The following is a 24,455-nucleotide window of genomic DNA, read 5'->3' as shown; positions in this document are numbered from 1 at the left end:
ATGGTGCTCACCCGTCCTCATCCTCTTCGTCCTCGTCGTCCTTCTCTTCCTGCCACTCGTCCCACCAGTCGGCCCCGATGTCCGGATGCTCCTTCTCCACCCGTTCCCGGAGAAAGTCCAGGTCCGTCCGGCGGTACCGGCGGATCAGCTGGTCCAGCGAGAGTTCCATCTGGTCGACGACATCGATCCGCGCCCCGGCCTCGACCAGCGCCGACACCAGTTCCGCCGAGCCGCCGTCGCTGACCGCCACGCAGAGCGGGGTGCGTTCCCGGTGGTCCAGGACCTCCAGATCGAGACCGGCCGCCAGGAGCCGGGGAAGCAGCTCCTGGTGGTCGAGGAGGTGCAGCACGTGGAGCAGGCTGCGCCGTGCGGCATCCCGTACCCGCAGGTCCACGCCCGCGTCCAGGAGTTCCAGCACGCCCGGAGTGTCGCCGTGCTGGGCGCGCAGGAAGAGATCCCGGCGCTGTGTCCGCAGCGCCTTCGGAAGTCGGCCGGTGCCGGTGGTGCAGGAGTGCTCCACGGCGAAGCAGCCGGTGACCGCGCCGCCGAAGGCCCGCAAGGCGTGCTCGCGCCGGCGTTCCTGCGGACTGTGCGGGGAGTCGAGCTTCCCGTCACGGAAGGCGACCTCATGCCATTCACCCCGGCACCTGACCCGTACCGGCGCGGGAGGCGTCGGCCCCGGCGGACCCGCCGCTGATTCCAGGCCCGGGAACAGGGATCCGGCGACCAGCGGGTGCAGCTCCGCCGGAGTCACGACGCCGGCCCGCAGCAGGTCGAGATCCGGCAGCCGCTGCTGGAACGCGGGAGGAAGGCAGGGGGTGCCTTCCGTGGCGTTCCGCTCGACGAGCCTGATCCGCAGCCCGCTGTCGCGGCCCGTGAACTCCAACAGGACGCGGACGCGCCGGTCCTCACCGATCTGGACGCGCGCCGCCGGGTAGAGCTCCGCGAACCGCCGGGCCTCCGACTCCAGTCGGGGTACATCGAGACCCAGTCCGGCCAGGACCGCCTGCGGTTCCGCCCGGTACCACCTCGGCGTGGCCGGCTCGGTCGGATCCAGTTCGATGCCCGCCGCCGCCAGGGCGTCGGCCACCCGGCCCCGCTGGTAGAGCAGCGTCACCCACTCGGCACGGGCCACCGGGTCACCGGCGCCAGGGTCCGCGTCGGGCAGTTCGTCCGACCCGAGCGGGGTGCCGTCGGCGCGGAGGAACGGCAGCCGATCCGCCCCGCCGGCCCGCGCGCGCAGTTCGTTGCTGCGGCGCGCGTCCCACAGGTACCGGCAGGCCCGCCAGTCCGTGACCCCCGCACGGAAGGTACGGGGCGAGTCGCCGTTGCGCAGCGGCCCGAACCGGAGCGAGATCCGCTGCGGTCCGTCGATCATCGCGGGAGTGCGCAGATACAGATACGGGGCGGTGGCCCCGGGCACGTCCTGCGTGACGCCGTAACCCGCCAGGATCACGGTCAGGCCGGTGGCGAGCGTCGAGCGTCCGCCCAACACCCGGGGCAGGTGCCAGCGCACCAGGTCCGGCACCAGGTGAAGGAGATCGGACGCAAGAGCTCCGGCCACGTCCGGACCGTACCGTGCGGTGACCTCCGACCGATCGAACCTCACATCGAACCGGGCCGCCTCGCAGGCGCCCTGCCAGTCTCCGGCCGCGCGCCGCTCGGCGGACGCCTCGATCATCCACCGGGGCACCGCGTACCGGCGGACCTGCCGTCGGCTCGCCGTCTCCTGCGGATCGAAGAGCTCCGCCACCGTTTCCCGGCTCACCGGTAGAGGCTCCTGACCGCGCGCAGGTCCGCATGGGTTCCGTGGTCCGGACGCAGCCGCGCCGCGAAGGACCGCTTCACCTTCCGGGGCAGCCCGGGGCCCAGCCCCACGTACTCCAGACGGGAGTCGGCGTCGACGGCGGCGAGGATGGTCTTCGCGCCCCGTCCGGTGAGCCCGGTGTGGCGCAGCTCCAGCCGCCGCAGCGGACTGCCACGCAGCGCACCGGCCAGCGCGTCGGCCCCGACGTCACCGGTGACATTGGACCGGGCCCCGAGGCTGCGCTCCGAGGGCGGCCGGCCCAGATCGAGCGCCTCGATCCCGTCGAGCGCGTCGGCCAGCGCGCGTGCCCCGGCGGGCCCGATCCCGTTGCCGCCGAGACCGAGCCGAACCGGGCGGGCAGGGTCCGCGGCGGCCGCGAGCACGGCTGCCCCCGCGTCGCCGAGGTGGTTGGAGGGCAGGTACAGCTCCCGCACTCCCGCGTCCCGGATCAGCGCGGCCAGCAGCGGGGCGGCGTCGGCGCCGAGGCCGTTGCCCCCGAGGAACAGCCGCTCGACCGGCCGGGGCCGCTCGGTGAGCACGGCGAGCAGTGCGCCGAGACCGTCGGTGGTGAGCCCGGTGTTCACCAGATCGAGGGTGCGCAGCACGGTGTTGCGGCGCAGCATCGGGACGAGCGCCCGGACACCGGCGTCCGTCACGGGATTGCGTTTCAGCCACAGCGCCCTGACGGTGTCGTCCTCGCTCAGCGCCTCGGCGAGTGCCGTGACCCCGTCAGTGCCGATCCGGTTGCAGCCGAGATAGACCGTCCGCAGCCCGTGGCTGCCCCGGCTCAGCGCGGCGGCGACGGCCCGCGCCCCCTCGTCGCCCAGCGAGTTGGTGCCGAGCAGCACATGCGTGGCGTGCGGGGAGCGGGCGACCGCGGGCATCACCCGGACCGCGCCGACCGCGCCGAGTCCCTGCTTGCAGAGATCGACCCGTCCGTCCGCCCGCAGCGCGCCGAGCGCGAAGGTCTCGTCGGACTCGACGGGGTGCGTCGCTCCCAGTCGCTCCAGCAGTGGATCCAGCAGGGTCGCGTCGGCGAGCGGAATGTCCGGGTGCTCGATCGCGGGACAGCGCACGGGCATCGGCTGCAACATCACTACTCCCCAGGTCCCCCGCCGGTACCCGGCCAGGAGAGGGCGACCGCGTCCTCCGCCCGCTCAGGACGAACCGACGCCATCGACTCTCCTCCATGAAAAGGCGGCAAGACCGGTCGGATTCGAACCGACGTCCTCCAGCTTGATGCTAGGGCGCGACGACCTCTGCGCTACAGCCTTGCCGTGCGTGATCCTAGCCGTATCGATGCCGAATTCGCACACCAGTGCCCCTGTTTGATCGCCTCGTGGCTTCGCCGCCTCGTCGCCTTGCTGCCTCGCCGGGCGGAGGACCTCAGGACCTGGCGGCCGGAGAGGAAGCCCGGCGGCCGGGCGAAGAAGGCAGATTGAAATCCGCGTGCATGCTCGTACAAGAGGACGCCCCGCCACCGGAATGTCTCGGTGGTGGGGCGCCGTCATCCATGCGGTGTCAGCTCTGCGCGGCGAACTCCACAAAGGCCGCCCAGCCACCAGCGGCGACTGACAGGATCGGCCCCGTCCTGTCCTTCGAGTCGCGGACGTGGACGGTACCGGGGTCGGCCGCGACCTCGACGCATTCGCCGCCCGAGCCAGTGCTGTAGCTGCTCTTGAACCAGGCTCGCTTGGACACAGCCTGCCTGGGCTCTTCGACGTTCATGCTTCTCCTAGCAACTTTTCGACAAAGGCCAGCGATTCGCGCGGGGTGAGAGCCTGAGCTCGGAGGATCCCGTACTGCTCCTCAAGCTCCCTGACCGATGCCCGGTCTGTGTAGAGGCGGCTGTCCTTGTACGCCTCCACGTACGCGATCCTCTGTCCTTCCTTTGTCTCGATCAAGGTGAAGGGGGCTTCCAGCCCAGCATGCTCCTCCAGCTCGATCGGGATCACCTGGATTTCAAGGTTGCGCCGCTGCCCGAGCGCCAGGATCTGCTCCAGCTGTCCTCTCATCACGGAGCGCCCGCCCAAAGGACGGCGCAACACGAACTCCTCGATGACGAAGCTGATCGTGGGCAACGGCTTGCGGGAGAGGATGGTCTGGCGCGCGATGCGCGCGGTCACACGTTGCCCGATCTCCTCTTCCGCCAGTAGCGGTCGCCCCATGGAGAACACCGCTCGCGCGTACTCCTCCGTCTGCAACAGCCCTGGTACTGCCTTCGTTGCGTACACGTGCAGCTCAACAGCCTGCACCTCCAGCCGCGCCGCATCCCGGAAGAATGGCGGGTACTGCGCCCGGGAGACTTCCTCCTTGCTGGCCTTCAACACCCCGCCCGCGTCCAGCAGTTCGTCCGCCTGGTCGATGAACTTCGGCTGTGGGATCCGGCGCCCCTGCTCGAACGACGCGATGGACGACGCCGAGTACCCCGTCAGCGCTCCGAACTCCGCCCGTTCCAGGCCGGCCCGTACCCGGAACAGCTTCAAGTGCTGCCCAAACACGTGCAAGATGCCCGACCCGACCTCGTACTCGTGCTCCGGCTGCTGTCGCTGATCGTCCACGTCCCACGCCTCCCGTACCGTCCCGCGTAGCCCTGCCTGCCCCGAACATTCCGCACCCTCGAATCGGCCAACGCGGCCCAACGGCGCGGGTCACGCCCCGCGCCGCGTACAGCTTGCGCGCCGACGCGTACAACGCGAGGTCGCCCCTGGGCGGCGGACACGGCCCTTCGCGGGGCTGCTGTGCCCGCAGTGCGCCCTGTCGGCCTGCGCGCGGACGAGATCCGGGGCTTTCGGCAAAAGTTGTGCACCGTGCTGTGTCGCGCCCCCCGGGGGCGCCGTGCTGACCTGTCTGCGCGACCTCGACGTCCTCGTCGAACCGCTGGAGGCCCGCATCGGCATCGTCCCGGACGTGGCGCTCCTGGTCCAGCACGGCACCGTCGTCGGCTGGAGCCTCACCGACCCCGCGCGCTACCTGACCACCGGCTACGCCGATCCCGACCCCAACCCGCCTTCCCCCGCCCCCCGTCGCCTGCTCACCGAATGCCTGGACCTGATCACCACGCCGGGGATCGACGACGTGATGGACGGCGAACCGGCCGCCCTGGCCCGGCTCCGGGCCGCCGACCAGGCCCTGCAGACCCAGCGCGAGGACCGGCACCGAGCCGACGCGCTGCTCTCCCTCATCGCCAACCTGGTCGAGGACTACGGCAACTGGTAACGGTCAGCCGAGGAAGCTGAGGCGCACCTGTCGCTCCGGGTCGTCCATGGGGTGTCGATGAGGCAGCTCGACTGCCAGGTGCGGGTGTGCCGATCCTTACACGTCCCGAGCCCGGATTGCTGCCTGCTGACGCGGACTGTTGAGGTGTGTGGCGTGGGTGTGTGCCCGCTCCCCCAGGAGCGACAGAGCGCCGATGACGATGGTGGTCAGTGTGCACGCGACGAAGGCGGTTCCGGATCCGGCGATGTCGAGCAGGGCGGCGGCCATGAGGCCGGCGGCTCCGTAGCCCACTCCGGCTGCGGCGTACAAGACGGAGAAACCGGTTGCCCAGGCGTGCTGGGGAAGGCGTTCCTGGAGGGCGAGGTTGCGGATGATCATCAGCGGGCTGTAGAGGAGTCCGCCCACCGCAAAGGCGGCGGCGAAGCTCCAGGGTTGCGTGGTCAGGCCGGGGAGAGTGAAGGCGGCGGCGAGGACGGGGAGCAGGACGAGGCTTTGGCTCAGGGGCGTGCCCGGCCAGCGGCGGCTGCCGTACAGGAGTCCGGCGATCACGCTGGCGACGGCGAAGGCGGTCATGACAAGACCTGCCAGCGCGGGGGAGGAACCGACGTCCTCCAGCCTGGCCGGGAGGGCGACGTCGACGGTTCCGATAAGGAACATGATCGCCGCTGAGAGCAGCGCGGTGGGCCAGACGAGTCGGAGGATCGCCGTTGTGCGCAGCCGCTCGTCCCCGATTTCTCCGGGCGTCTCGGGGCGTGAGGTGGCGTGCGGGATCCGGTGTGCGAAGAGCAGCGGAGCGGCAGAGGCGACGGCCATGGCGATGAGTGCGCCCGATGCCGAGAACTGAACGTACAGCAGGGACGCCAACGGGGGCGCGAAGGCCCAGACGGCCTGGCTGAGAGAGCTTTCCAGGCTCAGCGCGGTGGGACGCAGGTGCTCCGGGGTGGTCGCCGAGAGCTGGGCCCGCATGCCGCCGGGTGCTCCCGCGGCAGCGGCGCCGGCCACGAAAGCCAAGGCCAGCATGACGGGGACGGGGGCGTGGCCGGCGCTGAGGGCGAGGGCGGTGAAGGCGAGGGCCTCGGTGCCGAGGGCCAGCCTGAGCTGGCCGGCGAACGGCCGGTGGTCGAAGCGGCGGCCCATGACGGGAGCACCTGCGGCCTCGCCGAGCGCGTGGACGGCGGCGAGCATGCCGCCGACGCTGAAGGACTGGGCCGAGCGGCCTAGGAATACCAGCGCGAGGGGCGCCATGACAACAGGCGCGCGGACCAGGGCCGCGGCGATGTACCAGGTCGGGTGGCCGGGCAGGGACAGGACGCTGCGGAAGGTGCTCCGAGGGATTTCCGCAGCCAAGGTGTTACCAGTCATAGTGATAGATGGTAAACATGCTGGAGGTCGCGTTTACCGCCTACCCTGATTGCATGGCAACGGCGACGATGACGATTCCTGTCGTGGAGGAGCTGCGCGGCTTCCTGAACAGTTGGCTGATCCCGAACGACACTCGGGTGCCGACCGAGACCCTGCCGGATCTCGCGGCGGACGCGGTGGCCTGGCGGCACACGTTCGCCAGGGTGCCGGTGCCCCGTGGCGCGGATGACACGGCGGAACTGCTGCGATTGCGCGACGATCTGCGGGCCGATGTGGAGGAACACGGCTCGGCGCGGCTCGATGCGTGGCTGGAGAGATGTCCGCAGACGGCTCGCATCGCGAACGGAGAACTCGTCTTCCGCGGTGCCGCCACACCGCACGGTGAGGTGCTGCGGGTGGCTGCCGAGTTGGTGAATGAGGGGCGCTGGCGTCGGCTGCGTGCATGCCCGGACTGCCGGTGGATCTTCTACGACCAGTCGCGCAACAACTCGCGTACCTGGTGCAGCATGTACGCCGGGGACAGCGGCCGCGCCTGCGGCAGCATCGCCAAGGTGAAGCGGATGCGTTCACGCAAGGCCGCCGAGGCGACATAACCCGCTCCGGGCGTGCTGCGGAGCAATGCCGGGAGTGCCCCGGTGTCGTTGTTGTGCGCGTCCGAGCCCGTCCAGTTCAACTCGGCTGCGGGGAGCGGCACCCACCCACGCCGGCGGACCTGGGCGGGGCACCGCGTCAACGCCACGCCGGCTGCACGTCCTGCTGGTGCGGGCCGTGGTGTGTTTCGGCCGCATGGTCGCCGTGGACCTGCCCGCGTGCCGGGGGCGCCGTACCCCGGCGCGGTGACACGCAGGGGTACGGCGCCTCCGCCCGTCTCAGCCCAGCTGCTCGTACGCCGGCAGGGTCAGGAAGTCCGCGTAGTCCTGGTCCAGGGAGACCTGGAGCAGGAGGTCGTGGGCCTGCTGCCACTTGCCGGACGCGAAGGCCTCGTCGCCGATCTCGGCGCGGATCGCGGCCAGTTCCTCGGTCGCGACCTTGCGGGCCAGGTCCGCGGTGGCGTGTTCGCCGTTCTCGAAGACGACGTCCGCGTTGATCCACTGCCAGATCTGCGAGCGCGAGATCTCCGCGGTGGCCGCGTCCTCCATCAGGTTGAAGATGGCGACCGCGCCCATGCCGCGCAGCCAGGCCTCGATGTAGCGGATGCCGACCGCGACGGCGTTGTGCAGGCCCTCGTACGTGGGCTTGGCGTCCAGGGTGTCGATGGCGATCAGATCGCCCGCGGCCACCGAGACGTCCTCGCGCAGGCGTTCCTTCTGGTTCGGCTTCTCGCCGAGGACCGCGTCGAAGGAGGCCATGGCGATCGGGACCAGGTCGGGGTGGGCCACCCAGGAGCCGTCGAAGCCGTCGTGGGCCTCGCGGTCCTTGTCGGCCTTGACCTTCTCGAAGGCGACCTTGTTGACCTCGGCGTCGCGGCGGGACGGGATGAAGGCCGCCATGCCGCCGATGGCGTGCGCGCCGCGCTTGTGGCAGGTGCGGACGAGGAGTTCGGTGTACGCGCGCATGAACGGGGCGGTCATCGTCACCGCGTTGCGGTCCGGGAGGACGAACTTGGCTCCGCCGTCACGGAAGTTCTTGACGATGGAGAAGAGATAGTCCCAACGGCCCGCGTTCAGCCCGGAGGCGTGGTCGCGGAGTTCGTAGAGGATCTCCTCCATCTCGTACGCGGCGGTGATCGTCTCGATGAGGACGGTCGCGCGGACCGTTCCCTGCGGGATGCCGAGGTGGTCCTGGGCGAAGACGAAGATGTCGTTCCAGAGGCGGGCCTCCAGGTGCGACTCCGTCTTCGGGAGGTAGAAGTACGGGCCCTTGCCGAGGTCGATGAGGCGCTGGGCGTTGTGGAAGAAGTAGAGGCCGAAGTCGACCAGCGCGCCCGGCACCGGGGTGCCGTCGAGCTGGAGGTGACGCTCGTCCAGGTGCCAGCCGCGGGGGCGGGTGACGACCGTGGCGAGCTCGTCGGCGGGCCCCAGGGCGTACGACTTGCCGGACCCGGGGTCCGTGAAGTCGATGTTACGGGTGTAGGCGTCGATCAGATTGAGCTGGCCGAGGACGACGTTCTCCCACGTGGGGGCGGACGCGTCCTCGAAGTCGGCGAGCCAGACCTTGGCGCCCGAGTTCAGGGCGTTGATGGTCATCTTGCGGTCGGTCGGACCGGTGATCTCCACCCGGCGGTCGTTCAGCGCGGCCGGGGCCGGCGCGACTGTCCAGGAGTCGTCCGCGCGGATCGCTGCTGTCTCGGGCAGAAAGTCCAGCGTTGAGGTACGGGCGATCTCGGCGCGACGCTCACCCCGGCGGGCGAGCAGTTCGTTGCGGCGGGGCGTGAACTGCCGGTGCAGCTCGGCCACGAACGCGAGAGCCGCGTGGTTGAGGACCTCGTCCTGCCGGGGCAGGGGCTCGGCATCGACGATGGCCAGCGGGGACGGCGCTGGTGCGGACATGAGCTGTCACTCCTTCAGCGGGCGGTGCGGGCGGCGGTCCCACGGTTGCCGGTTCGCCTGAAACGGCACGGCGTGCCAAGGCTCCGGGATACGGCGTGGTTGCCGTCTGAGGCGCAGAGGGCTTCTGACCAGTGGATAGTAGTTTCCTCATGGTGGAAGTTCAATGGTTTGTTGATGTCGAGATTCTCCGGGTCGACATAACTGGCGCGCTGCTGGCGCAGCGTGCCAGGCCGCTCACTCCAGGTGCTTCAGGTCCTTCACCGTGTCGATGTCGTACGCCTGAGCCACATCGGAACACTCGACGAGCGTGATCGCATCGCGGTGCGCCCGCAGATACGCCCGGGCGCCCTGATCGCCCGCCGCACCGGCCGCGATGTCCGCCCATCGGTCGGCTCCGAACAGCACCGGATGGCCGCGCTCGCCGTCGTACGAGGCGGCCACGAGACTCCTTCGGGAGCGGTATGCCGACCGCACCCGCGCCACCGCGTCCGCGCCGATGCCCGGCTGGTCCACCAGGAGTACGAGCGCCGCGTCCGCCCCCGTACCGGCCAGCGCCCCGAGCCCCGCCCGCAGCGACGAGCCCATGCCCTCGGCCCACTCGGGGTTGACGGTCACGGCGCAGCCGACGAGGTCGGCGCGTGCGCGCACCTCGTCGGCCGCGGCGCCCAGGACCACCTGGACGCGGGCGCAGCCGCCCTCCCGCAGGACGCGTACCGCGTGCTCCACCAGCGGCCGGCCGCGGTGGTCGAGCAGTGCCTTGGGCCGCCCGCCGAGCCGCCGCCCGCCGCCCGCGGCGAGCAGTAGCCCGGCGACCACCGGGGGCTGGTTCTGTCCCGTGACAGCCGGGGCCTGTGTTGTTCGAGTCATGGGGACTGGCATACCCCGCAGATGCCCCGCCCGCGCAACCGGGAAGCGGCGGGGCGGTGAGAAGCGGAGGGGCGGGCTCGGCGGCGTACGCGGAGCCGTCCAGGGAGAGGCGTGCGCATCACCCGTACGGGAGACCCCGAATTCCGTCCGCGGAGTGGCGCTCGACACCTGCCATGGCGTTAACTTACGGGCATCCCCGGACACTTGACCGCTGTTCCGGGTCCGGTCGAAACACTGGCACAAGGATGTGCGAGGGGGAGTGCTTTGTTGCGAAGCGTGGGGCAGACGCGGGTGACCGGAAGTGGTGAGGATCCGAGGGTGGCGGAGCTGCGTACAGCCGTCTCCCGGCTCCGCCGCGAGCTGGCGGGGCATCCCGCGGAGTTCCCGGACCGGGGGATCGCCGAGGACGAGCTGGCCGCGCTGGACGCGATGGCGATCAGCGGCGCACCCGAGATTCCCCGCCTGCGCCGTTCGCTGCTGCTGATCGCGGGGGCGATCGGCTCGGTCAGCGCACTGGCCGCCGCACTCAGGGACGTACGCGTCGCCGTCGATCTCTTCGGCGAGCCGCCGCGCTCCTGACTACACGACGGCCGGGAATCGGTTGCGGATCGGCCGACGGGCAGTCGCCGCAACCGCGAGCCCCTGAGGTCGGCACGGCCCCGTGGCGACCTCAGGCGTCACGGGGGTCACGGCACGGCTCAGCCGGTGGAACCGTTGCTGGCCAGCGCGTCGGACAACTCCTTCGCGGCCTGCTGCAGGATCGGCACGATCCGCTCCGTCGCCGCCTCCGTCACCCGGCCCGCCGGGCCCGAGATCGAAATCGCGGCCGACGTGGGGGAGTTGGGCACGGAGACCGCCAGGCAGCGCACCCCGATCTCCTGCTCGTTGTCGTCGACCGCGTAGCCGACCCTGCGGACCTGCTCCAGCGCGTCGAGGAAATCGTCCGGGGTGGTGATCGTCTTCTCGGTGGCGGCCGGCATTCCGGTGCGGGCGAGCAGGGCTCTTACTTCCTCCGGAGGTGTGTGCGCCAGCAGCGCCTTGCCGACGCCCGTGGAGTGGGGGAGCACCCGGCGGCCCACCTCGGTGAACATGCGCATCGAGTGCTTCGACGGCACCTGCGCCACGTACACGATCTCGTCGCCGTCGAGCAGTGCCATGTTCGCGGTCTCGCCGGTCTCCTCGACCAGGCGCGCGAGGTACGGGCGGGCCCAGGTGCCGAGCAGCCGGGAGGCGGACTCGCCGAGCCGGATCAGGCGCGGGCCGAGCGCATAGCGCCGGTTCGGCTGCTGGCGCACGTATCCGCAGATCACCAGCGTGCGCATCAGGCGATGGATGGTCGGCAGCGGAAGCCCGCTGCTCGCGGAGAGTTCGCTCAGCCCGACCTCGCCCCCGGCATCCGCCATCCGCTCCAGCAGATCGAAGGCGCGCTCAAGGGACTGCACGCCACCGCTGGGAGCGGTGGGCTTGGAGTCGGATGTGCTGGCGTGGGACGACGGCACGTCAACGGTCCTTTCGAGGCGGAAGAGCGGGTGCCTCGCCGGGCGGGGCACCCAGCAGACTACCGGGCGGTTCCCGATCGGCGCACTGCTCCGGGTGCGGCGTCCTGGCCGGTCAGAGCCCGTTTGTCCCGGTGTCTGCAGTCAGCGGGGCCTTACTGCGGTGCCGCACTGGTCCCATGGTACATTCCGCGTTCCGAAATTTGTATTTTACTTTGTGGAAACCTCCAGCCCCGGCTGCCGGTGGTCCGTCTGCCGTCGGGCGAGGAAGGTGGGGTCTTGACGGGCCCGAATCCCGAGTGAAGACTCCCTCAACAGTTCGTTCAACAGTTCGTTGAATTTTTCAGTCGCCGAAAGTCCGAAGTGAGGAGCACGGGTGTCCGGTGCGGACGTGAAACTGGTACTGCGCTCGACGCGTGTCGTCACCCCGGACGGGACTCGCCCCGCAGCGGTCGCCGTCGCCGAGGGGAGAATCGACGCCGTCCTGCCGTACGACACCGAGGTGCCGGCCGGTGCCCGGCTGGAGGACTTCGGCGACGACGTCCTGCTGCCCGGACTCGTCGACACCCATGTCCATGTGAACGATCCCGGCCGCACTGCGTGGGAGGGCTTCCACACCGCCACCCGCGCCGCGGCGGCGGGTGGCATCACCACCCTGCTCGACATGCCGCTCAACTCCCTCCCGCCGACCACCACCGTCCCGCATCTGCGTACCAAGCAGCAGGTGGCAGCCCCCAAGGCGCACATCGACACCGGATTCTGGGGCGGGGCGATCCCGTCCAACGTCAAGGACCTGCGTCCGCTGCACGAGGCCGGAGTCTTCGGTTTCAAGTGCTTCCTCTCGCCGTCGGGCGTCGACGAGTTCCCCGAGCTCGACCAGGAGCAGCTGGCCCGGTCCATGGCCGAGATCTCCGGCTTCGGCGGGCTGCTGATCGTGCACGCCGAGGACCCGCGCCATCTGGCCTCCGCCCCCCAGCGCAGCGGACCCGCGTACGCCGACTTTCTCGCCTCCCGGCCCCGGGACGCCGAGAACACCGCGATCGAGGGACTCATCGCGCACGCCAGGCGGCTGAACGCCAGGGTCCACGTGCTGCACCTGTCCTCCAGCGACGCGCTGCCGATGATCGCCGCCGCCAAGCGTGAGGGCGTACGGGTCACCGTCGAGTCCTGTCCGCACTTCCTCACCCTCACCGCCGAGGAAGTCCCGGACGGCGCGACGGAGTTCAAGTGCTGCCCGCCGATCCGCGAGGCCGTCAACCAGGACGCGCTGTGGGACGGCCTGGCCGACGGGACGATCGACTGCATCGTCTCGGACCACTCGCCGTGCACCGCCGACCTCAAGACGCCGGACTTCTCCTCCGCGTGGGGCGGCATCTCCTCCCTCCAGCTGGGCCTCCCCGCCATCTGGACCGAGGCCCGCAAGCGCGGCCACTCGCTCGACGACGTCGTCCGCTGGATGTCCGCCGCCCCCGCCGAACTGGCCGGGCTGACCCGCAAGGGCGCCATCGAGACCGGCCGCGACGCCGACTTCGCGGTCCTCGCCCCCGACGAGACCTTCACCGTCGACCCCGCCGAGCTCTTCCACCGCAACCAGGTCACCGCCTACGCCGGCAAGACCCTGGACGGCGTCGTGAAGTCGACGTGGCTGCGCGGGCAGCGGATCGCGGCGGACGGCACCGTCGGCGAACCCACCGGCCGCCTCCTCGAAAGGAATCAGTGACCATGACGGCGACAGCCCGCTTCACCGCCGATGCGAACCCGTACGCCGGCGGCGAGCCGTATGCCGAGCACCGCACCGCCGACCTCCCCTCACCGGCCTTGTCGACCTTGCCGACCGGCGGCTCGACGCCGGGGTGATCGCCGCCAACGACGAGTGCTTCGCCGAGCGCGAGAACCTGCTGAATCCCGCCGCCGTCGGGGTGCTGGTTGACCCGCAGATGGGTGACGGCTGGGAGACCCGGGACGGGCGGCCCTGCCGCCCCTCGCGGGTGGCGGCTCCTGTCACTCCTTCGGGCGTGGCGGCTCCCGCCACGCCCTCGGGTGCGCCCGATGCGTCCGCATTCAGGGCGTGTGGGACGCTGGGTGCGTCGCACATCCGAGCAGGAGTTGTCATGATCTTCATCGCCGTCAAGTTCACCGTCCACAGCGAAGAGCGCGACAACTGGCTGTCCGCCGTCGAGCCCTTCACCCTCGCCACCCGTCAGGAGCCGGGCAACGTGTTCTTCGAGTGGTCGTACAGCGTCGAGAACCCGGACCAGTTCGTGCTCCTGGAGGCCTTCGCGTCCCCCGAGGCCGGAGAGGCGCATGTGAAGTCCGAGCACTTCGCGGCGGCGATGGACCAGATGGCGGACCTCGTCGCGGTGACCCCGGAGATCATCAATATCGAGGTCCCGGGCGACGGTTGGTCCCGGATGACGGAGCTCAAGCCCAGCCGTCAGTAGTCCGTGACGAGTCCTGACGGTTCAGAACTCCTCGTGGACATCCGGATCTCTGAGGTGCGCGGCGGTGACCCGCGCGAGTGGCCTGTGTGACGCAGTCTGTGGAGTCGCTGAAGACCGAGGGAATCCACTGCGACGGCCGTCGGAACTGATGTCAGAGGTCGCGTGCGATCATGCTCGGTGATGGCTGCGGCTGGCCGCGTTTCTGTATGGACTGATGGGGCTTTGGTCTGTTTTGTTCGAATGCTTGGGCGTCCGTCACTGTCCAAGGGCTACCTCATGGGCAAGCAGGACCGCGAAACGATCTTCGTCCACCCGTCGCAGTGGTATGCCGATCAGGGCATCGATCTGCCTGTTTCCCAAACCCGGCCATGGCCCCGGCCCCATTCCGCAGGTGGCTGCCCGCCGGACGCCTCAAGGGCGCACTTGGCATCCGCACCGTCAACTACCGGCAGGGCAGCCACGCACTGGCGGTCACAGCTGACATCACCCGGCGCGGCGGTCCACCCGTCGGCCGACAAGTGGCAGGCCGGCTATCGAAGAGGGAGCATGGAGAGGAAGCGTGCGCTTCATGCACTGGCCGAGTGTCCGCGCGAACGGAAAAATTTTTCAGTGATAGCACCTGTGTGATTACTGACCTCGAATTTCTTGCACGGGCCACGGAATGCGCGCAATAGAGTCTGACGCGATTTTGTTGCCCTGAGACGCGCCCTGACGGATAAGCGACGCCCGCACAATAGGTGGTCACGAGCCGGAAATGATGCGCGGCTCGACCGTGCGTTTCGGTCTAAAATCCAGAGCGGTTATTGGGGTTCTGTTTTTCGAGCGATGGACGGACAGGTCGATCCCAGGGCCCCTCGAGGGTTGAGTGTCGTTTGCCGCACTTCATCACTCCACCTGTAGGATTATCCCGAACATTCGATCAGAAACGGGCCTGCGTATGGGATGGCTCACCTTCGGTTACTTCATATCGTATGTTCCGTACGCGATGCTGGTGAAGGCACTGGCCAGCGGAGTGACTCCGCTGTCGGGAAAGCCGGTCAACGGCTTTGAGCTGCTGCCTGCAGCCGTCCTCGGACAGCTCGTGGTGATGCCTGTGTTCGTAGCCCTGTCGGGTTGGTGGCGGCACATGCGGCGAAGTGGGATCGGGGGGCGTCGGATTCCAGTGGCGGGCCGGGAAACGTTGGCAGCCGGTTTCTTCGCTTCGCTTATTATCGGCACCACCACGATGAACTACACCTTTTCCGGTGTATCGATCCTCTTCATGCTGTTGTTGATGCGCGGGGGAGTTCTGGTTGTCTCCCCGTTGGTTGACAAGGCGCGCAAACGGCGGGTGACGGCATCTTCCTGGGTGGGGTTGTGCCTCAGTCTGATCGCGGTTTCAGTGGCACTCGGTGATGTGAACAGCTACCACCTCACGCTGGCTGCCGTGCTGAGCGTCCTGATCTATCTTGTCGGCTACATGGGCCGGTTCGAAATCATGAGCCGGGTGGCCAAGTCGGGGGTTATCGCAACAGACCGCCGCTTCTTCGTGGAGGAGCATGTCGCCGCGCCGGTTTGGCTGGCTCTGCTGCTGGCGGCAGGGGCACTGGCCGGGCAAGCGCAGTTGCGTGCGGGCTTCACCACATTCCTCGGTACCCCTGTCGCGTTGGCGGCGGCGGGCATAGGCGTGGCGTACGAGGTGCTGTTCGTCTTCGCTTCGCTGATCTACCTGGACCGGCGCGAGTACACCTGGGGCGTGCCGGCATGGGCGTTCGCCAGCCTGATGTCCGGTCTGGCCGCCTCCTTCTCGCTGGCGTGGGTGGCCGGGCTCCAAGCTCCGGGGGACGCTCAGCTCCTCGCGCTCCTCTTCGGCGTCGGCGCAGCGGCGGCGCTGTCCTACCCGTCGGCCGTCACCTGGTGGCGGGTACGCGCCACCAGGGCGGTGTGCCGCGTGCTGTTCGTCTGTGGCGGGAACACCTCCCGTTCGCCCATGGCCGAGGTCATCGCGTGGGCCCAGGCCGCGGAGGCGGGAGTCGCGTACGCCTTCTGGTTCTCCAGCGCGGGTGTTGCGGCGACGCGGCCTGGGGACCCGATGGCTCCCAACGCCAGGTCCGCGCTCGCTGAGCTCGGACTGGACCGAGTGCCGGGCCGGGGGAATCCCTGGCTTCACCGAGCACGCCCGGTCACCCCTGAGCTCTGCCGGGACAGCTCCGTCATCTACTGCATGACCCGGGCCCATCGCCACGGGGTGATCGCCATGGCACCCGAGGCCGAGGGCCGCACCCTGTGTCTGGATCCGCGCTGTGACATCCCTAATCCGGAGGGGCAGTCCCCGGAGGTGTACGGCCGGTGCGCCCGGCACATCCAGCGGTGCGTCCGCGTCCGCCTGGGCGAACTCCTTCGCTCCGACCTCCTCGCGGCGCACCGTCGAGCCGCAACACCCGGATGGGGCAGGTGATCGCGGTGATCGGCAGCACCCCGGAGGCGTTGGTGGACGCCCTGTGCGAGGCGTTCGACCGCGGTGATCGGCCCACGCCTGATTACACCAACCGGCCGCCGTCGCTGGACGACGTCGTCGAACGCCGTGCCCGCGCCGCCAGGTCGGGAGCGCTGCCGGCCAAGGGGGACGCCACCGCGGACACCGCCGCCGCATGGGCCCACCTCCGCGACAACCTGCGCTTCTACGGGCCGCCGACCGCCGACTGCGCGGGTGTCCTGCGCCTGCTGCTGGGCATCGACTCCGACCGTCCCATCGTGTGCACCCCGGCTGTCAATCGGCTCGTCCTGCCGCAGGCCCCTCTGGAGGGGTGCGTCCAATGGAGCGCCTGATGAGCGGGTGCGATGCCGCCGTCACGCGGCGGGCTCACATAGTCGCAGTGGTCGCCCGACCCGAGGATCTCACCACGCCTCGCCTGCGCGGCCTCGCAGGGGTGGCCGACGCGCTGGAGGTGCGTGCGGACCTGGTCGGCGACCCCGATCCGCACCGGCTGCGCCAACTTTTCACCGGGCCAGTGACCTACAGCCTGCGCTCCCCGCGCCACGGCGGCCGCTCGGCTGCCGGCCCGGTCGAACGCCGCACCCGGCTCCTCCGCGCGGCGGACCACTATGACGTGGTCGATCTGGAGGCCGTGGACGACCTGGTCCCGGAACTGCTGGCGGGCATCCCCGCCCGGCAGCGGCGCGTCTCCTGGCACCAGCCCGAACCCGCACGCCCCGAGCGGAGCGCCGACCGCGGGGCAGGCGTGCTGGAGGCAACCGCGGAACTGCGGGAGCGGTTCGCCACGATGGCCACCACACCTGCGCTGCTGTACCTCCTCGTGCCGCAGTCGGGAACCCAATACGGGTCGGCCTCGCCGCTGCTGCTCACCGGGCTCGGGCGCTCCGACGTGACGGCGTTCGCGTCCGGTCCGGCCGGCACCTGGACCCGGGTGCTGGCGCCGTGGCTGGGCGCGCCCCTCGCCTTCGGCCGGGCCGGTACCCCGGGGGCGGACGGAATGCCGAGCTTGGGCCAACTCCTGACCGACTACGGACTGCCCGCGCTGCCACCGCTCAGCGCCCTGTTCGGCATTGCCGGCCATGCCCCGGGACGCTCGCTGTCACCCCGGCTGCACAATGCGGCGTTGCGGGAGCTGCAGCTGCCCGCGATCTACCTGCCCTTCCAGGTGGACACGTTCCCCCGCTTCTGGCATTGCGCCAACGACTTCGGGGCGCTGGCCCGGCTGCCGCTACGCGGGCTGACCGTGACCGCTCCCCACAAGCAGAGCGCGGTCGAAGTAGCGGACATCGTCGCCCCGCAGGCGCTGCGGTGCGGCGCGGCCAACGTTCTGTGGCACGACGCCGGGCGCTGGCGGGCGGCCACCACCGACTCCGCCACTGCCCTGCACATTCTTGCCCGGGCCGGGATCGATCCCAGCGGCCGCAGGGCCGCCGTCATCGGTTGCGGCAGCACCGGGCAGGCCGTCGCGCTGGCCCTGCTCCAGGCCGGAGCCCAGGTGACCCTGGTCAACCGGGGGCAGGCGCGCGGCCGGGAAGCCTCCTGGCGCATCGGGGCTCCCTACGTACCGCTCTGCCGGTTCTCCCCGGCAGGACACGCTGTGCTCGTCCACGCCACACCCCTGGCGGAGAGGCAACCGTTTCCGGTTGCCGCCGTTGAACCGGACGCGGCGGTGTTGGAAATGGTCTACCGCGATCCTCCGACCGCGCTCATGAGCGCCACCCGCGCCCGCGGACTGATCGGCATCGACGGGTGGGACGTCCTGCTCGTCGAAGTGAGCGAACAATTCCACCTGTTGACAGGCCATCCGTTCCCCGATGCGCTGCCACTGCGCTCCCTCTGCTTCAGCCAGGTCGAGCGCGCCGACGTCCACGACCTCACCGAGCCGGGGGAATCGCCCCCGGCGCAACCCACGAGCGGAGAGGCACCATGACGACCCGTTCGCCCTCCCCCGCCGGACCGGCCGCGCCGCGGCCGCCGGACGTCCCCGACGTCTCGGCGCTGCTGGGCGACTGGGTCAACACCGACCAGGGCAGCTCGAAGGGCGCCCTACGGCTGAACGTGACGTGGCACGAGAAGGGCCTGTTCGTCAGAGCTTTCGGCACCGGCAGCCCGCAGCCGCGCGACTGGGGTGAGGTGTCGGCGGTCGTGTACACCGCGCCAGGAACCCCATCGGCCGCCTGGTCGTTCTCGGCGATCTACAACTTCGGCTCGCTACGCACTGTCCTGTGCGCCTACCACAAGACGGGCATCCTGGTGGCCACCACGAGCAGCATCTTCAGCGATGACAGCAGGAGGGCCGACCACTGGGCCCGCTCGTTCTTCCACAGGGCGGAGGGGCGGGCATGACGGCACGGACGGTTGATCCGGCACCACTGGCTGGTGGCTGGGTCAACTTCGACATCACCGCCACGGGCATCAACCTGGTCGATGCCGCGGTCGACGGCAGCCGGCTCATGCTGCGGATCACCGAGCGCGGCGACCCGGACCCGTCACAAGAGGCGCTCGTACCGACCGCAACGCCCGTCACCGGCGCCACCCTGCCCGCCGTCCCTCTGGCCGATGACATGGACGCCCCCGAGGCCGTGGCCTTCCTCGCCGAAGGTCCGCTCGGCTCCCGTCAGGTCATCCTCTGCGGCTACCTCAACCGCGGCCTGCTGACCATCGACGTCCATACCGTCGATACCGTCGATCCGCAGATACCGAACGTGATGTACCGCGCCCACTTCTACCGTTCGGAAGGGGCCGTCCCCCTATGACCGACGACCTGGGCCAGGGTCCGGCCCGCGATCCGGTGGCCGGGGGCGACCGGATCGTTCTCGACGCCGTGGCGAAGCTGGCCGCGGACAACTTCGCCCCCCGCGCCGAGGAATACGACCGCAGTGCCGCCTTCCCCGCCGAGGACTTCGACGATCTGTTCTCCGGCGGGTTTCTGGCCGCCCCTGTGCCGCGGGAGCATGGCGGCCTGGGCTACGGCCCCCAGCAGCGCAACACCCTGCCTCTGTGGGAGATGACCACCACGCTGGCCAAGGCCGATCTGTCACTGGCCCGCTGCTGGGAGGGGCACGCCAACGCACTCGTCCTCATCGACGCCCTGGCCGGCCCGGAGCAGAAGCGACACTGGTTCACCGGCGTGGTCGAACACGGAGAGAAATGGGCCGCCTGGAGCGGCGAACCCCAGGCCCCCAAGCCGGGCGAGAGCGGTCGCTTCGGCACCGTGCTGACACCCGTCCGCAGCGGCTGGACCCTCCGCGGCAGCAAGGCGTTCGCCACCAGCGCCACCGGAGCCCAGTGGGCGATCCTGCTCGTCGATCCGGCCGGCCCCGGTGGAGCCCGGCACAGCCGAGAGGCCCACGGAAGACTCCTGCTGCTCGCCTGCGACCTGTCCGACCCGACTGTGACCGTGGACAGTTCGTGGTGGGACCCGATCGGCATGCGCGCGACGGTCAGCCATGTGGTGCGGTTCCACGACACCTTCGTACCGCGCGAGCATCTCATCGGCCGCCCCGGCGGCTACTTCGAAGGGCACTGGCAGACCGCTTTCATCCCGCACTACGCTGCCAGCTTCCTCGGCGGCGCCCTGGCCGCGAACGAATACGGGCTCGGGTATCTGATGCGGCAGGGCAAAGGCGGTGATCCCCATGTGCAGCAGCGGGTGGGCAGCATGGCGGTCAACATCGACACCGCCCGCCTCTGGTTGCGCTACGTCGCCGGTCTGTGGGACGAAGGCAGGGTCGAGGAGGCACGGATCGCAGGCAGCAGGGCCTGGCATGTGATCGAGCATTTGGCGGAAGAGACAGTGCACCACGTCATCCGCGCATGCGGTGCCCGCAGCCTGATCCGCCCGAGCCCCGTGGAGCGGATACTGCGCGACCTGACCTTCTACGAGCTCCATGACAACGACGACCACGTCCTGGCGACCATCGGGCAGGCCGTACTCGGCGAGCAGAACGACCCGTCGTTCCACAGACCATGACTCCGAACCCTCAAGCCAGGTAGGGGAACACGTCATCGCAGCGTATCCATCGGTGACGATGCATGGACATGCGAGACCAGCGACCTACGAGTGCTTGGGCGCGCAGCCGTCGCGGCTGAGGCCGGGTCGGCGCGGGGCACGTATGGCCCGCACCACCGGCACTCCCAGCGCCGCGCGCGGCACCACGTGGAGTGCCGTCCAGCTCCAGGGCGGCAGAATCGAGAGCGGGGGCGGCTGATCACTGGGACGGCTTCGCTCGCCCTGCCAACCACCGACGGCTCTACGGCGTCCTGTGGATCCTCTCCGTCGTCTGCACGCTCTTCGCGTTCTTCGTGCAGATGTGGTCGATGCGGCCATGGACGGGCTGATCGCCACGGAGGTGCCGCGCGCCCGTGCCCGGCGACGCCCTGGATGAACACGATGAAGCCGACCGACTCGCAGAGTTTCTTCATGGGAGAGCCTCGCGAGCCCGTTCCGGCCGCGGTGTCGGCCGCTGGTCTGCGGCACGGCGCCGAAAGTATCCGATCCGGCAACTTTGGTGTCTTCCCGCTCCCGCACGGCCGGTGCGAACCCCTTACGTGAGTAGTTTTGTCGATATGACGCGTACGGAGTACCGCTGGCTGCTGCCCTCGGCGATGGCCGACCCCGAGCTGCCCGGCGACCAGAGCGGCCGCACGCGACGCACCGTGCGGGACTGGGGCGTCGACATCACCGCCTTCCTCTGTGCGGCGGGGATCGGTCTGCTCGCGGCGGCGACGATCCACGCCGACCACACCACCCCCGCCGGTGTCGTCTTCGCCGACTGCCTGATCGGGGCCGCGGCCTGCTGCGCACTCTGGGTGCGGCGGCGATGGCCGGTCACCGTCGCGGTGGCTCTGACCCTGATCTCCATCATCGAACCCGTCGCGGCGGGAGCCATGCTCGTGGCCCTGTTCGGCGTGGCCGTGCACCGGCCGTTCCGGCCCGTGGCGGCCATCGGGGTGCTCGCTCTGGTCGCCGCACCCCTGCAGCCGTATCTGCGCCCCGACCCGGGCAGCTCGTTCGCCGAGTCGACGATCATCGGTGTGCTGCTGTCCCTGTTGGTGCTCAGCTGGGGCATGGTCGTACGGTCCAGGCGCCAGCTCGTCGTCACACTCCGCGAGCGGGCCCGCCGGGCCGAGACCGAGGCCGGGCTCCGCGCCGAGCAGGCGCAACGGCTGGCCCGCGAGGCCATCGCCCGGGAGATGCACGATGTCCTCGCCCACCGGCTGACCCTCCTCAGCGTCCACGCCGGCGCGCTCGAATTCCGCCCCGACGCACCCCCGGCCGAGGTGGCACGGGCCGCCGGAGTCATCCGGGACAGCGCGCACGAGGCCCTCCAGGACCTCCGTCAGATCATCGGAGTCCTGCGCAGCCCCGGTGAGGGCGACGGCAACCGGCCGCAGCCCACCCTCGCCACCCTGGACGCGCTGATCGCCGAGTCACGTCTGGCAGGTATGAAGGTCACCGTCGACAACCGCGTCACCGACCCCGAAGCGGCCCCCGCAGCCACCGGCCGCACGGTCTACCGCATCGCCCAGGAGGGCCTGACCAACGCCCGTAAACACGCACCCGGCGCCGAGGTCACTGTCACGCTCACCGGCGGCCCGGGTGACGGACTCACCATCGAGGTGCGCAACCCGGCGCCCACCCGGCCGTTCGAGCGGGTCCCCGGCTCCGGCCAGGGCCTCATCGGCCTGACGGAACGCGCCACCCTGTCCGGAGGCCGCCTCGACCACGGCCCGGAATCCGACGGCGGCTTCGGCATCCGGGCCTGGTTGCCGTGGTCGGCCTGACCGTCGGTCGGTCCGGAGCGGCCGCGACGGGCCCGGCGCGTGCGGCGCCCGGGTCCGGCTACGGTGTCGCCATGACCACCCCGACCCCCATCGATCGCGTGGCCTCGCCTGTCCGGCTGCTCATCGTCGACGACGACCCGCTCGTACGGGCCGGGCTCACCCTCATGCTCGGCGGCGCCGACGACATCGACATCGTGGGGGAGGCGGCCGACGGCACCGAGGTCGCGGATCTCGTCGACCGCGTCCGCCCCGATGTGGTGCTGATGGACATCCGGATGCCGGCCATGGACGGACTGATCGCCACGGAGGTGCTGCGCGCCCGTCCCGATGCTCCGGAGATCATCGTCCTGACGACGTTCCACGCCGACGAACAGGTGCTGCGGGCCATCCGCGCCGGAGCCGCCGGTTTTGTCCTGAAGGACACTCCTCCGGCACAGATCGTCGGCTCGGTGCGGCGGGTGGCGGCCGGTGATCCGGTGCTGTCGCCCGCGGTGACGCGTCGGCTCATGGACCGAGCCGCCGGGATCGGGCACGGGAGCGGCCAGGACGGCCGGGTGGACCGCGCAGACCGGGCACGACAGCGGATCGCCGCACTCGCCGAACGCGAACGCGAGGTCGCGATCGCCGTCGGACGCGGTCGTTCCAACGCCGAGATCGCCGCGGAGCTCTATCTGAGCGTGGCGACCGTGAAGACGCAGGTCTCCAGGATTCTGGCCAAGTTCGATTTCAACAACCGTGTCCAGATCGCGCTGTTGGTGCACGACGCGGGTCTTCTCGATGACGAGGGCGGCGAGCCGACGACATAGGGTGAACCGGTCGATCCGAGACGATCGAGCCGATCAGACCGGGAGGGGCGATCCCATGTCCGATGCCAGTGCCAACGTCGACGTCGATCTGCGCGGGGTCGAGGACTTCACCGCGAATCCGTATCCGTACTACGCGAAGCTGCGTGCCGCGGGTCCCGTGCACACCGTCCGCACCGACGACATCGAGCGGGTCTGGCTCGTGGTGGGGTACGACGAGGCCCGCGCGGCCCTTGCCGATCAACGGCTCGGCAAGGACTGGCGTGGACTGCCCGGCGCGCCCGCCCAGACCGCCCCGATCTTCGCCAACATGCTGGAACTCGACGCACCCCACCACACCCGGCTCCGCAAACTCGTCGCCAGGGAGTTCACCGCCCGCCGGGTCGAGGCGCTGCGCCCGCGCGTCCAGCAGATCACCGACGAACTCCTCGACGCGATGGTGCCGTCGGGACACGCCGATCTCGTCGACGCGCTCGCCTTCCCCCTGCCCATGACCGTCATCTGCGAACTGATCGGCGTGCCGGACCTGGACCGCGAGGTGTTCCGCCGGCTGTCGAACGGCGTCATCCATCCGGCCACACCGCAGGAGGCGACCGAGTCGGTGGCCGCCATGGGGGAGTATCTCGGCGAACTCATCGAGGACAAGCGCTGCTCACCCGGTGACGACCTGATGAGCGCGCTGGTCCGGACACGTGACGAAGAGGGGGACGGACTGTCCCCCGACGAGCTCGTGGGCATGGCGTTCCTGCTGCTCGTCGCCGGCCACGAGACCACGGTCAACCTGATCGGCAACGGGGTACGCGCACTGCTCGAACACCCGGACCAACTGGCCGCTCTCCGGGCCGACTCCGGCCTCATCGACGGCGCGGTCGAGGAGATGCTGCGCTACGAGGGCCCGGTGGAGACCGCCACGTTCCGCTACCCCCGCGAACAGGTCGAGATCGGGGACCGGGTCATCCCGGCGGGCGAGCCGGTTCTGGTCTCCCTGGCGGGCGCCGACCACGACCACGACCGCTACGCGCGACCGGACACCTTCGACATCCGCCGCGACGCCCAGGGGCACCTGGCCTTCGGGCACGGCAGCCACTTCTGCATGGGTGCCCCGCTGGCCCGGATGGAGGGCCGGATCGCGATCCGCACGCTGCTTGAGCGGTGCCCCGGCCTCGTGCTGGACGCGGGCGCGGGCGGGTTCGACTGGATCCCGGGGCTCCTTATCCGGGGGGTGCGCCGGTTGCCCGTCCGCTGGTGAGGTAAGAACCTCTGTCATGACCGGACTTGACTTGCAGATGGCACAGAAGGTTCTCGACAGCCAGCCGTTCAGCGGGCTCGTCGGGGCGCGGATCACCGCCTTCGGGGACGGTGCGGCCACCCTCGAAGTGGACATCCGGCAGGAACTCCAGCAGCAGAACGGCTTTCTGCACGGCGGAGTCCTGGCCTACGCCGCCGACAACTCGATCACCTTCGCCGCCGGGACGACGCTCGGCCCGGCGGTACTGACCGGCGGCTTCTCCATCCAGTACATCCGGCCCGCCACCGGCCGCACACTCATCGCCCACGCCGACGTCGTGCACACCGGCCGCCGTCAGGCCGTGGTCCGCTGTGAGCTGTTCGCGGCGGGGGAGGACGGGGTGAGGACGCTCTGCGCGGTCGCGCAAGGCACCGTACTGTCCGCCGCGTCGTCCTCCTGAACCCGCCCGGCCCGCCGCCG

General features: G+C 70.1%; 23 protein-coding genes and 1 pseudogene. 16 read left to right on the top strand and 8 right to left on the bottom strand.

The annotated features are described in order from the left end of the window. Positions 1–7: 7 nt before the first annotated feature. The 4 genes from ACZ7L9_RS16010 to ACZ7L9_RS15995 all read right to left on the bottom strand — a co-directional run bounded on the left by ACZ7L9_RS16010 (position 8) and on the right by ACZ7L9_RS15995 (position 4,368). Positions 8–1,768 carry an ankyrin repeat domain-containing protein gene (locus ACZ7L9_RS16010; RefSeq protein WP_471415773.1) on the bottom strand — a complete coding sequence of 587 codons (1,761 nt, stop codon included), beginning with the start codon at positions 1,766–1,768 and terminating at the stop codon, positions 8–10. Next, positions 1,765–2,901 carry a leucine-rich repeat domain-containing protein gene (locus tag ACZ7L9_RS16005; RefSeq protein WP_471415772.1) on the bottom strand — a complete coding sequence of 379 codons (1,137 nt, stop codon included), beginning with the start codon at positions 2,899–2,901 and terminating at the stop codon, positions 1,765–1,767. Before ACZ7L9_RS16005 ends, ACZ7L9_RS16010 begins: the two co-directional genes overlap by 4 nt. Before the next feature lie 427 nt (positions 2,902–3,328). Continuing rightward, positions 3,329–3,535, bottom strand: coding sequence for a DUF397 domain-containing protein (locus ACZ7L9_RS16000; RefSeq protein ID WP_471415771.1), 207 nt, complete (start codon positions 3,533–3,535; stop codon positions 3,329–3,331). After that, on the bottom strand, positions 3,532–4,368 hold the full coding sequence (locus ACZ7L9_RS15995; RefSeq protein WP_471415770.1) for a helix-turn-helix domain-containing protein: 837 nt from the start codon (positions 4,366–4,368) through the stop codon (positions 3,532–3,534). Before ACZ7L9_RS15995 ends, ACZ7L9_RS16000 begins: the two co-directional genes overlap by 4 nt. Before the next feature lie 277 nt (positions 4,369–4,645). Between ACZ7L9_RS15995 and ACZ7L9_RS15990 the strand changes: the two genes are divergently transcribed. After that, entirely contained in the window at positions 4,646–5,026 is a 381-nt protein-coding gene (locus ACZ7L9_RS15990; protein ID WP_471415769.1) for a hypothetical protein, read from the top strand. A 96-nt stretch (positions 5,027–5,122) separates the two neighbouring features. Here the strand turns inward: ACZ7L9_RS15990 and ACZ7L9_RS15985 are convergent, their stop codons facing one another. Next, positions 5,123–6,388: an MFS transporter gene (locus ACZ7L9_RS15985; RefSeq protein WP_471415768.1), complete on the bottom strand. Its 1,266-nt coding sequence runs from the start codon at positions 6,386–6,388 to the stop codon at positions 5,123–5,125. A 17-nt stretch (positions 6,389–6,405) separates the two neighbouring features. Between ACZ7L9_RS15985 and ACZ7L9_RS15980 the strand changes: the two genes are divergently transcribed. Further along, positions 6,406–6,981, top strand: a complete 576-nt coding sequence (locus ACZ7L9_RS15980) for a CGNR zinc finger domain-containing protein (protein WP_471415767.1) — start codon at positions 6,406–6,408, stop codon at positions 6,979–6,981. 276 nt (positions 6,982–7,257) lie between these two features. On the opposite strand, the gene aceB is transcribed toward ACZ7L9_RS15980, so the two are convergent. Next, complete coding sequence (gene aceB / locus ACZ7L9_RS15975; protein WP_471415766.1) at positions 7,258–8,877, bottom strand: malate synthase A; 1,620 nt, start codon at positions 8,875–8,877, stop codon at positions 7,258–7,260. Between the two features lie 234 nt (positions 8,878–9,111). Next, positions 9,112–9,744, bottom strand: coding sequence for a nucleotidyltransferase family protein (locus ACZ7L9_RS15970; RefSeq protein WP_471415765.1), 633 nt, complete (start codon positions 9,742–9,744; stop codon positions 9,112–9,114). Between the two features lie 276 nt (positions 9,745–10,020). Between ACZ7L9_RS15970 and ACZ7L9_RS15965 the strand changes: the two genes are divergently transcribed. Continuing rightward, entirely contained in the window at positions 10,021–10,323 is a 303-nt protein-coding gene (locus ACZ7L9_RS15965) for a DUF5955 family protein (protein ID WP_471415764.1), read from the top strand. A 119-nt stretch (positions 10,324–10,442) separates the two neighbouring features. On the opposite strand, the gene ACZ7L9_RS15960 is transcribed toward ACZ7L9_RS15965, so the two are convergent. Beyond that, positions 10,443–11,243, bottom strand: a complete 801-nt coding sequence (locus tag ACZ7L9_RS15960) for an IclR family transcriptional regulator (RefSeq protein ID WP_471415763.1) — start codon at positions 11,241–11,243, stop codon at positions 10,443–10,445. Positions 11,244–11,616: 373 nt separating this feature from the next. Between ACZ7L9_RS15960 and allB the strand changes: the two genes are divergently transcribed. From allB to ACZ7L9_RS15895, 13 genes and pseudogenes are all read left to right on the top strand, one after another. Then, on the top strand, positions 11,617–12,960 hold the full coding sequence (gene allB / locus ACZ7L9_RS15955; protein ID WP_471415762.1) for an allantoinase AllB: 1,344 nt from the start codon (positions 11,617–11,619) through the stop codon (positions 12,958–12,960). Between the two features lie 2 nt (positions 12,961–12,962). Beyond that, positions 12,963–13,210 (top strand): annotated as a pseudogene (locus ACZ7L9_RS15950) (allantoicase); the annotation flags it as partial. Between the two features lie 141 nt (positions 13,211–13,351). After that, the gene (locus tag ACZ7L9_RS15945; protein WP_471415983.1) at positions 13,352–13,681 is read left to right on the top strand and encodes a putative quinol monooxygenase; all 330 of its coding nucleotides are present in this window, start codon (positions 13,352–13,354) and stop codon (positions 13,679–13,681) included. Between the two features lie 985 nt (positions 13,682–14,666). Next, positions 14,667–16,118, top strand: a complete 1,452-nt coding sequence (locus ACZ7L9_RS15940; RefSeq protein WP_471415761.1) for an arsenate reductase/protein-tyrosine-phosphatase family protein — start codon at positions 14,667–14,669, stop codon at positions 16,116–16,118. 5 nt (positions 16,119–16,123) lie between these two features. Then, a complete protein-coding gene (locus ACZ7L9_RS15935) occupies positions 16,124–16,489 on the top strand; it encodes a hypothetical protein (RefSeq protein ID WP_471415760.1) in 366 nt (121 codons plus the stop codon). After that, positions 16,489–18,087 carry a hypothetical protein gene (locus tag ACZ7L9_RS15930; protein ID WP_471415759.1) on the top strand — a complete coding sequence of 533 codons (1,599 nt, stop codon included), beginning with the start codon at positions 16,489–16,491 and terminating at the stop codon, positions 18,085–18,087. The genes ACZ7L9_RS15935 and ACZ7L9_RS15930 overlap by 1 nt, the downstream gene beginning before the upstream one ends. Further along, the gene (locus tag ACZ7L9_RS15925) at positions 18,084–18,503 is read left to right on the top strand and encodes a hypothetical protein (RefSeq protein WP_471415758.1); all 420 of its coding nucleotides are present in this window, start codon (positions 18,084–18,086) and stop codon (positions 18,501–18,503) included. The genes ACZ7L9_RS15930 and ACZ7L9_RS15925 overlap by 4 nt, the downstream gene beginning before the upstream one ends. After that, a complete protein-coding gene (locus ACZ7L9_RS15920) occupies positions 18,500–18,913 on the top strand; it encodes a hypothetical protein (RefSeq protein ID WP_471415757.1) in 414 nt (137 codons plus the stop codon). Before ACZ7L9_RS15925 ends, ACZ7L9_RS15920 begins: the two co-directional genes overlap by 4 nt. Beyond that, entirely contained in the window at positions 18,910–20,130 is a 1,221-nt protein-coding gene (locus ACZ7L9_RS15915; protein ID WP_471415756.1) for an acyl-CoA dehydrogenase family protein, read from the top strand. The genes ACZ7L9_RS15920 and ACZ7L9_RS15915 overlap by 4 nt, the downstream gene beginning before the upstream one ends. Before the next feature lie 596 nt (positions 20,131–20,726). Next, positions 20,727–21,944, top strand: coding sequence for a sensor histidine kinase (locus ACZ7L9_RS15910; protein WP_471415755.1), 1,218 nt, complete (start codon positions 20,727–20,729; stop codon positions 21,942–21,944). Between the two features lie 71 nt (positions 21,945–22,015). Further along, positions 22,016–22,750 (top strand): response regulator, encoded by a 735-nt coding sequence (locus tag ACZ7L9_RS15905; RefSeq protein WP_471415754.1) that lies wholly within the window; start codon positions 22,016–22,018, stop codon positions 22,748–22,750. A gap of 55 nt (positions 22,751–22,805) precedes the next feature. Beyond that, positions 22,806–23,996 carry a cytochrome P450 family protein gene (locus tag ACZ7L9_RS15900; RefSeq protein ID WP_471415753.1) on the top strand — a complete coding sequence of 397 codons (1,191 nt, stop codon included), beginning with the start codon at positions 22,806–22,808 and terminating at the stop codon, positions 23,994–23,996. Positions 23,997–24,012: 16 nt separating this feature from the next. Continuing rightward, entirely contained in the window at positions 24,013–24,435 is a 423-nt protein-coding gene (locus tag ACZ7L9_RS15895) for a PaaI family thioesterase (RefSeq protein WP_471415752.1), read from the top strand. Positions 24,436–24,455: the final 20 nt, after the last annotated feature.

Source organism: Streptomyces sp. NPDC111516 (assembly GCF_055635345.1).
Note: the sequence above shows the minus strand (reverse complement) of the source record. Positions and strands in the feature narration are given on the sequence as shown.

What these genes read in the sequence shown, in the direction of transcription:
- ACZ7L9_RS16005 (WP_471415772.1), bottom strand. Translation starts at nt 2,901, where the DNA reads ATGTTGCAGCCGATGCCCGTGCGCTGTCCCGCGATCGAGCACCCGGAC.
- ACZ7L9_RS16000 (WP_471415771.1), bottom strand. Translation starts at nt 3,535, where the DNA reads ATGAACGTCGAAGAGCCCAGGCAGGCTGTGTCCAAGCGAGCCTGGTTC.
- ACZ7L9_RS15985 (WP_471415768.1), bottom strand. Translation starts at nt 6,388, where the DNA reads ATGACTGGTAACACCTTGGCTGCGGAAATCCCTCGGAGCACCTTCCGC.
- ACZ7L9_RS15980 (WP_471415767.1), top strand. Translation starts at nt 6,406, where the DNA reads ATGCTGGAGGTCGCGTTTACCGCCTACCCTGATTGCATGGCAACGGCG.
- aceB (WP_471415766.1), bottom strand. Translation starts at nt 8,877, where the DNA reads ATGTCCGCACCAGCGCCGTCCCCGCTGGCCATCGTCGATGCCGAGCCC.
- ACZ7L9_RS15970 (WP_471415765.1), bottom strand. Translation starts at nt 9,744, where the DNA reads ATGACTCGAACAACACAGGCCCCGGCTGTCACGGGACAGAACCAGCCC.
- ACZ7L9_RS15945 (WP_471415983.1), top strand. Translation starts at nt 13,352, where the DNA reads ATGATCTTCATCGCCGTCAAGTTCACCGTCCACAGCGAAGAGCGCGAC.
- ACZ7L9_RS15940 (WP_471415761.1), top strand. Translation starts at nt 14,667, where the DNA reads ATGCTGGTGAAGGCACTGGCCAGCGGAGTGACTCCGCTGTCGGGAAAG.
- ACZ7L9_RS15930 (WP_471415759.1), top strand. Translation starts at nt 16,489, where the DNA reads ATGAGCGGGTGCGATGCCGCCGTCACGCGGCGGGCTCACATAGTCGCA.
- ACZ7L9_RS15925 (WP_471415758.1), top strand. Translation starts at nt 18,084, where the DNA reads ATGACGACCCGTTCGCCCTCCCCCGCCGGACCGGCCGCGCCGCGGCCG.
- ACZ7L9_RS15920 (WP_471415757.1), top strand. Translation starts at nt 18,500, where the DNA reads ATGACGGCACGGACGGTTGATCCGGCACCACTGGCTGGTGGCTGGGTC.
- ACZ7L9_RS15915 (WP_471415756.1), top strand. Translation starts at nt 18,910, where the DNA reads ATGACCGACGACCTGGGCCAGGGTCCGGCCCGCGATCCGGTGGCCGGG.
- ACZ7L9_RS15910 (WP_471415755.1), top strand. Translation starts at nt 20,727, where the DNA reads ATGACGCGTACGGAGTACCGCTGGCTGCTGCCCTCGGCGATGGCCGAC.
- ACZ7L9_RS15905 (WP_471415754.1), top strand. Translation starts at nt 22,016, where the DNA reads ATGACCACCCCGACCCCCATCGATCGCGTGGCCTCGCCTGTCCGGCTG.
- ACZ7L9_RS15900 (WP_471415753.1), top strand. Translation starts at nt 22,806, where the DNA reads ATGTCCGATGCCAGTGCCAACGTCGACGTCGATCTGCGCGGGGTCGAG.
- ACZ7L9_RS15895 (WP_471415752.1), top strand. Translation starts at nt 24,013, where the DNA reads ATGACCGGACTTGACTTGCAGATGGCACAGAAGGTTCTCGACAGCCAG.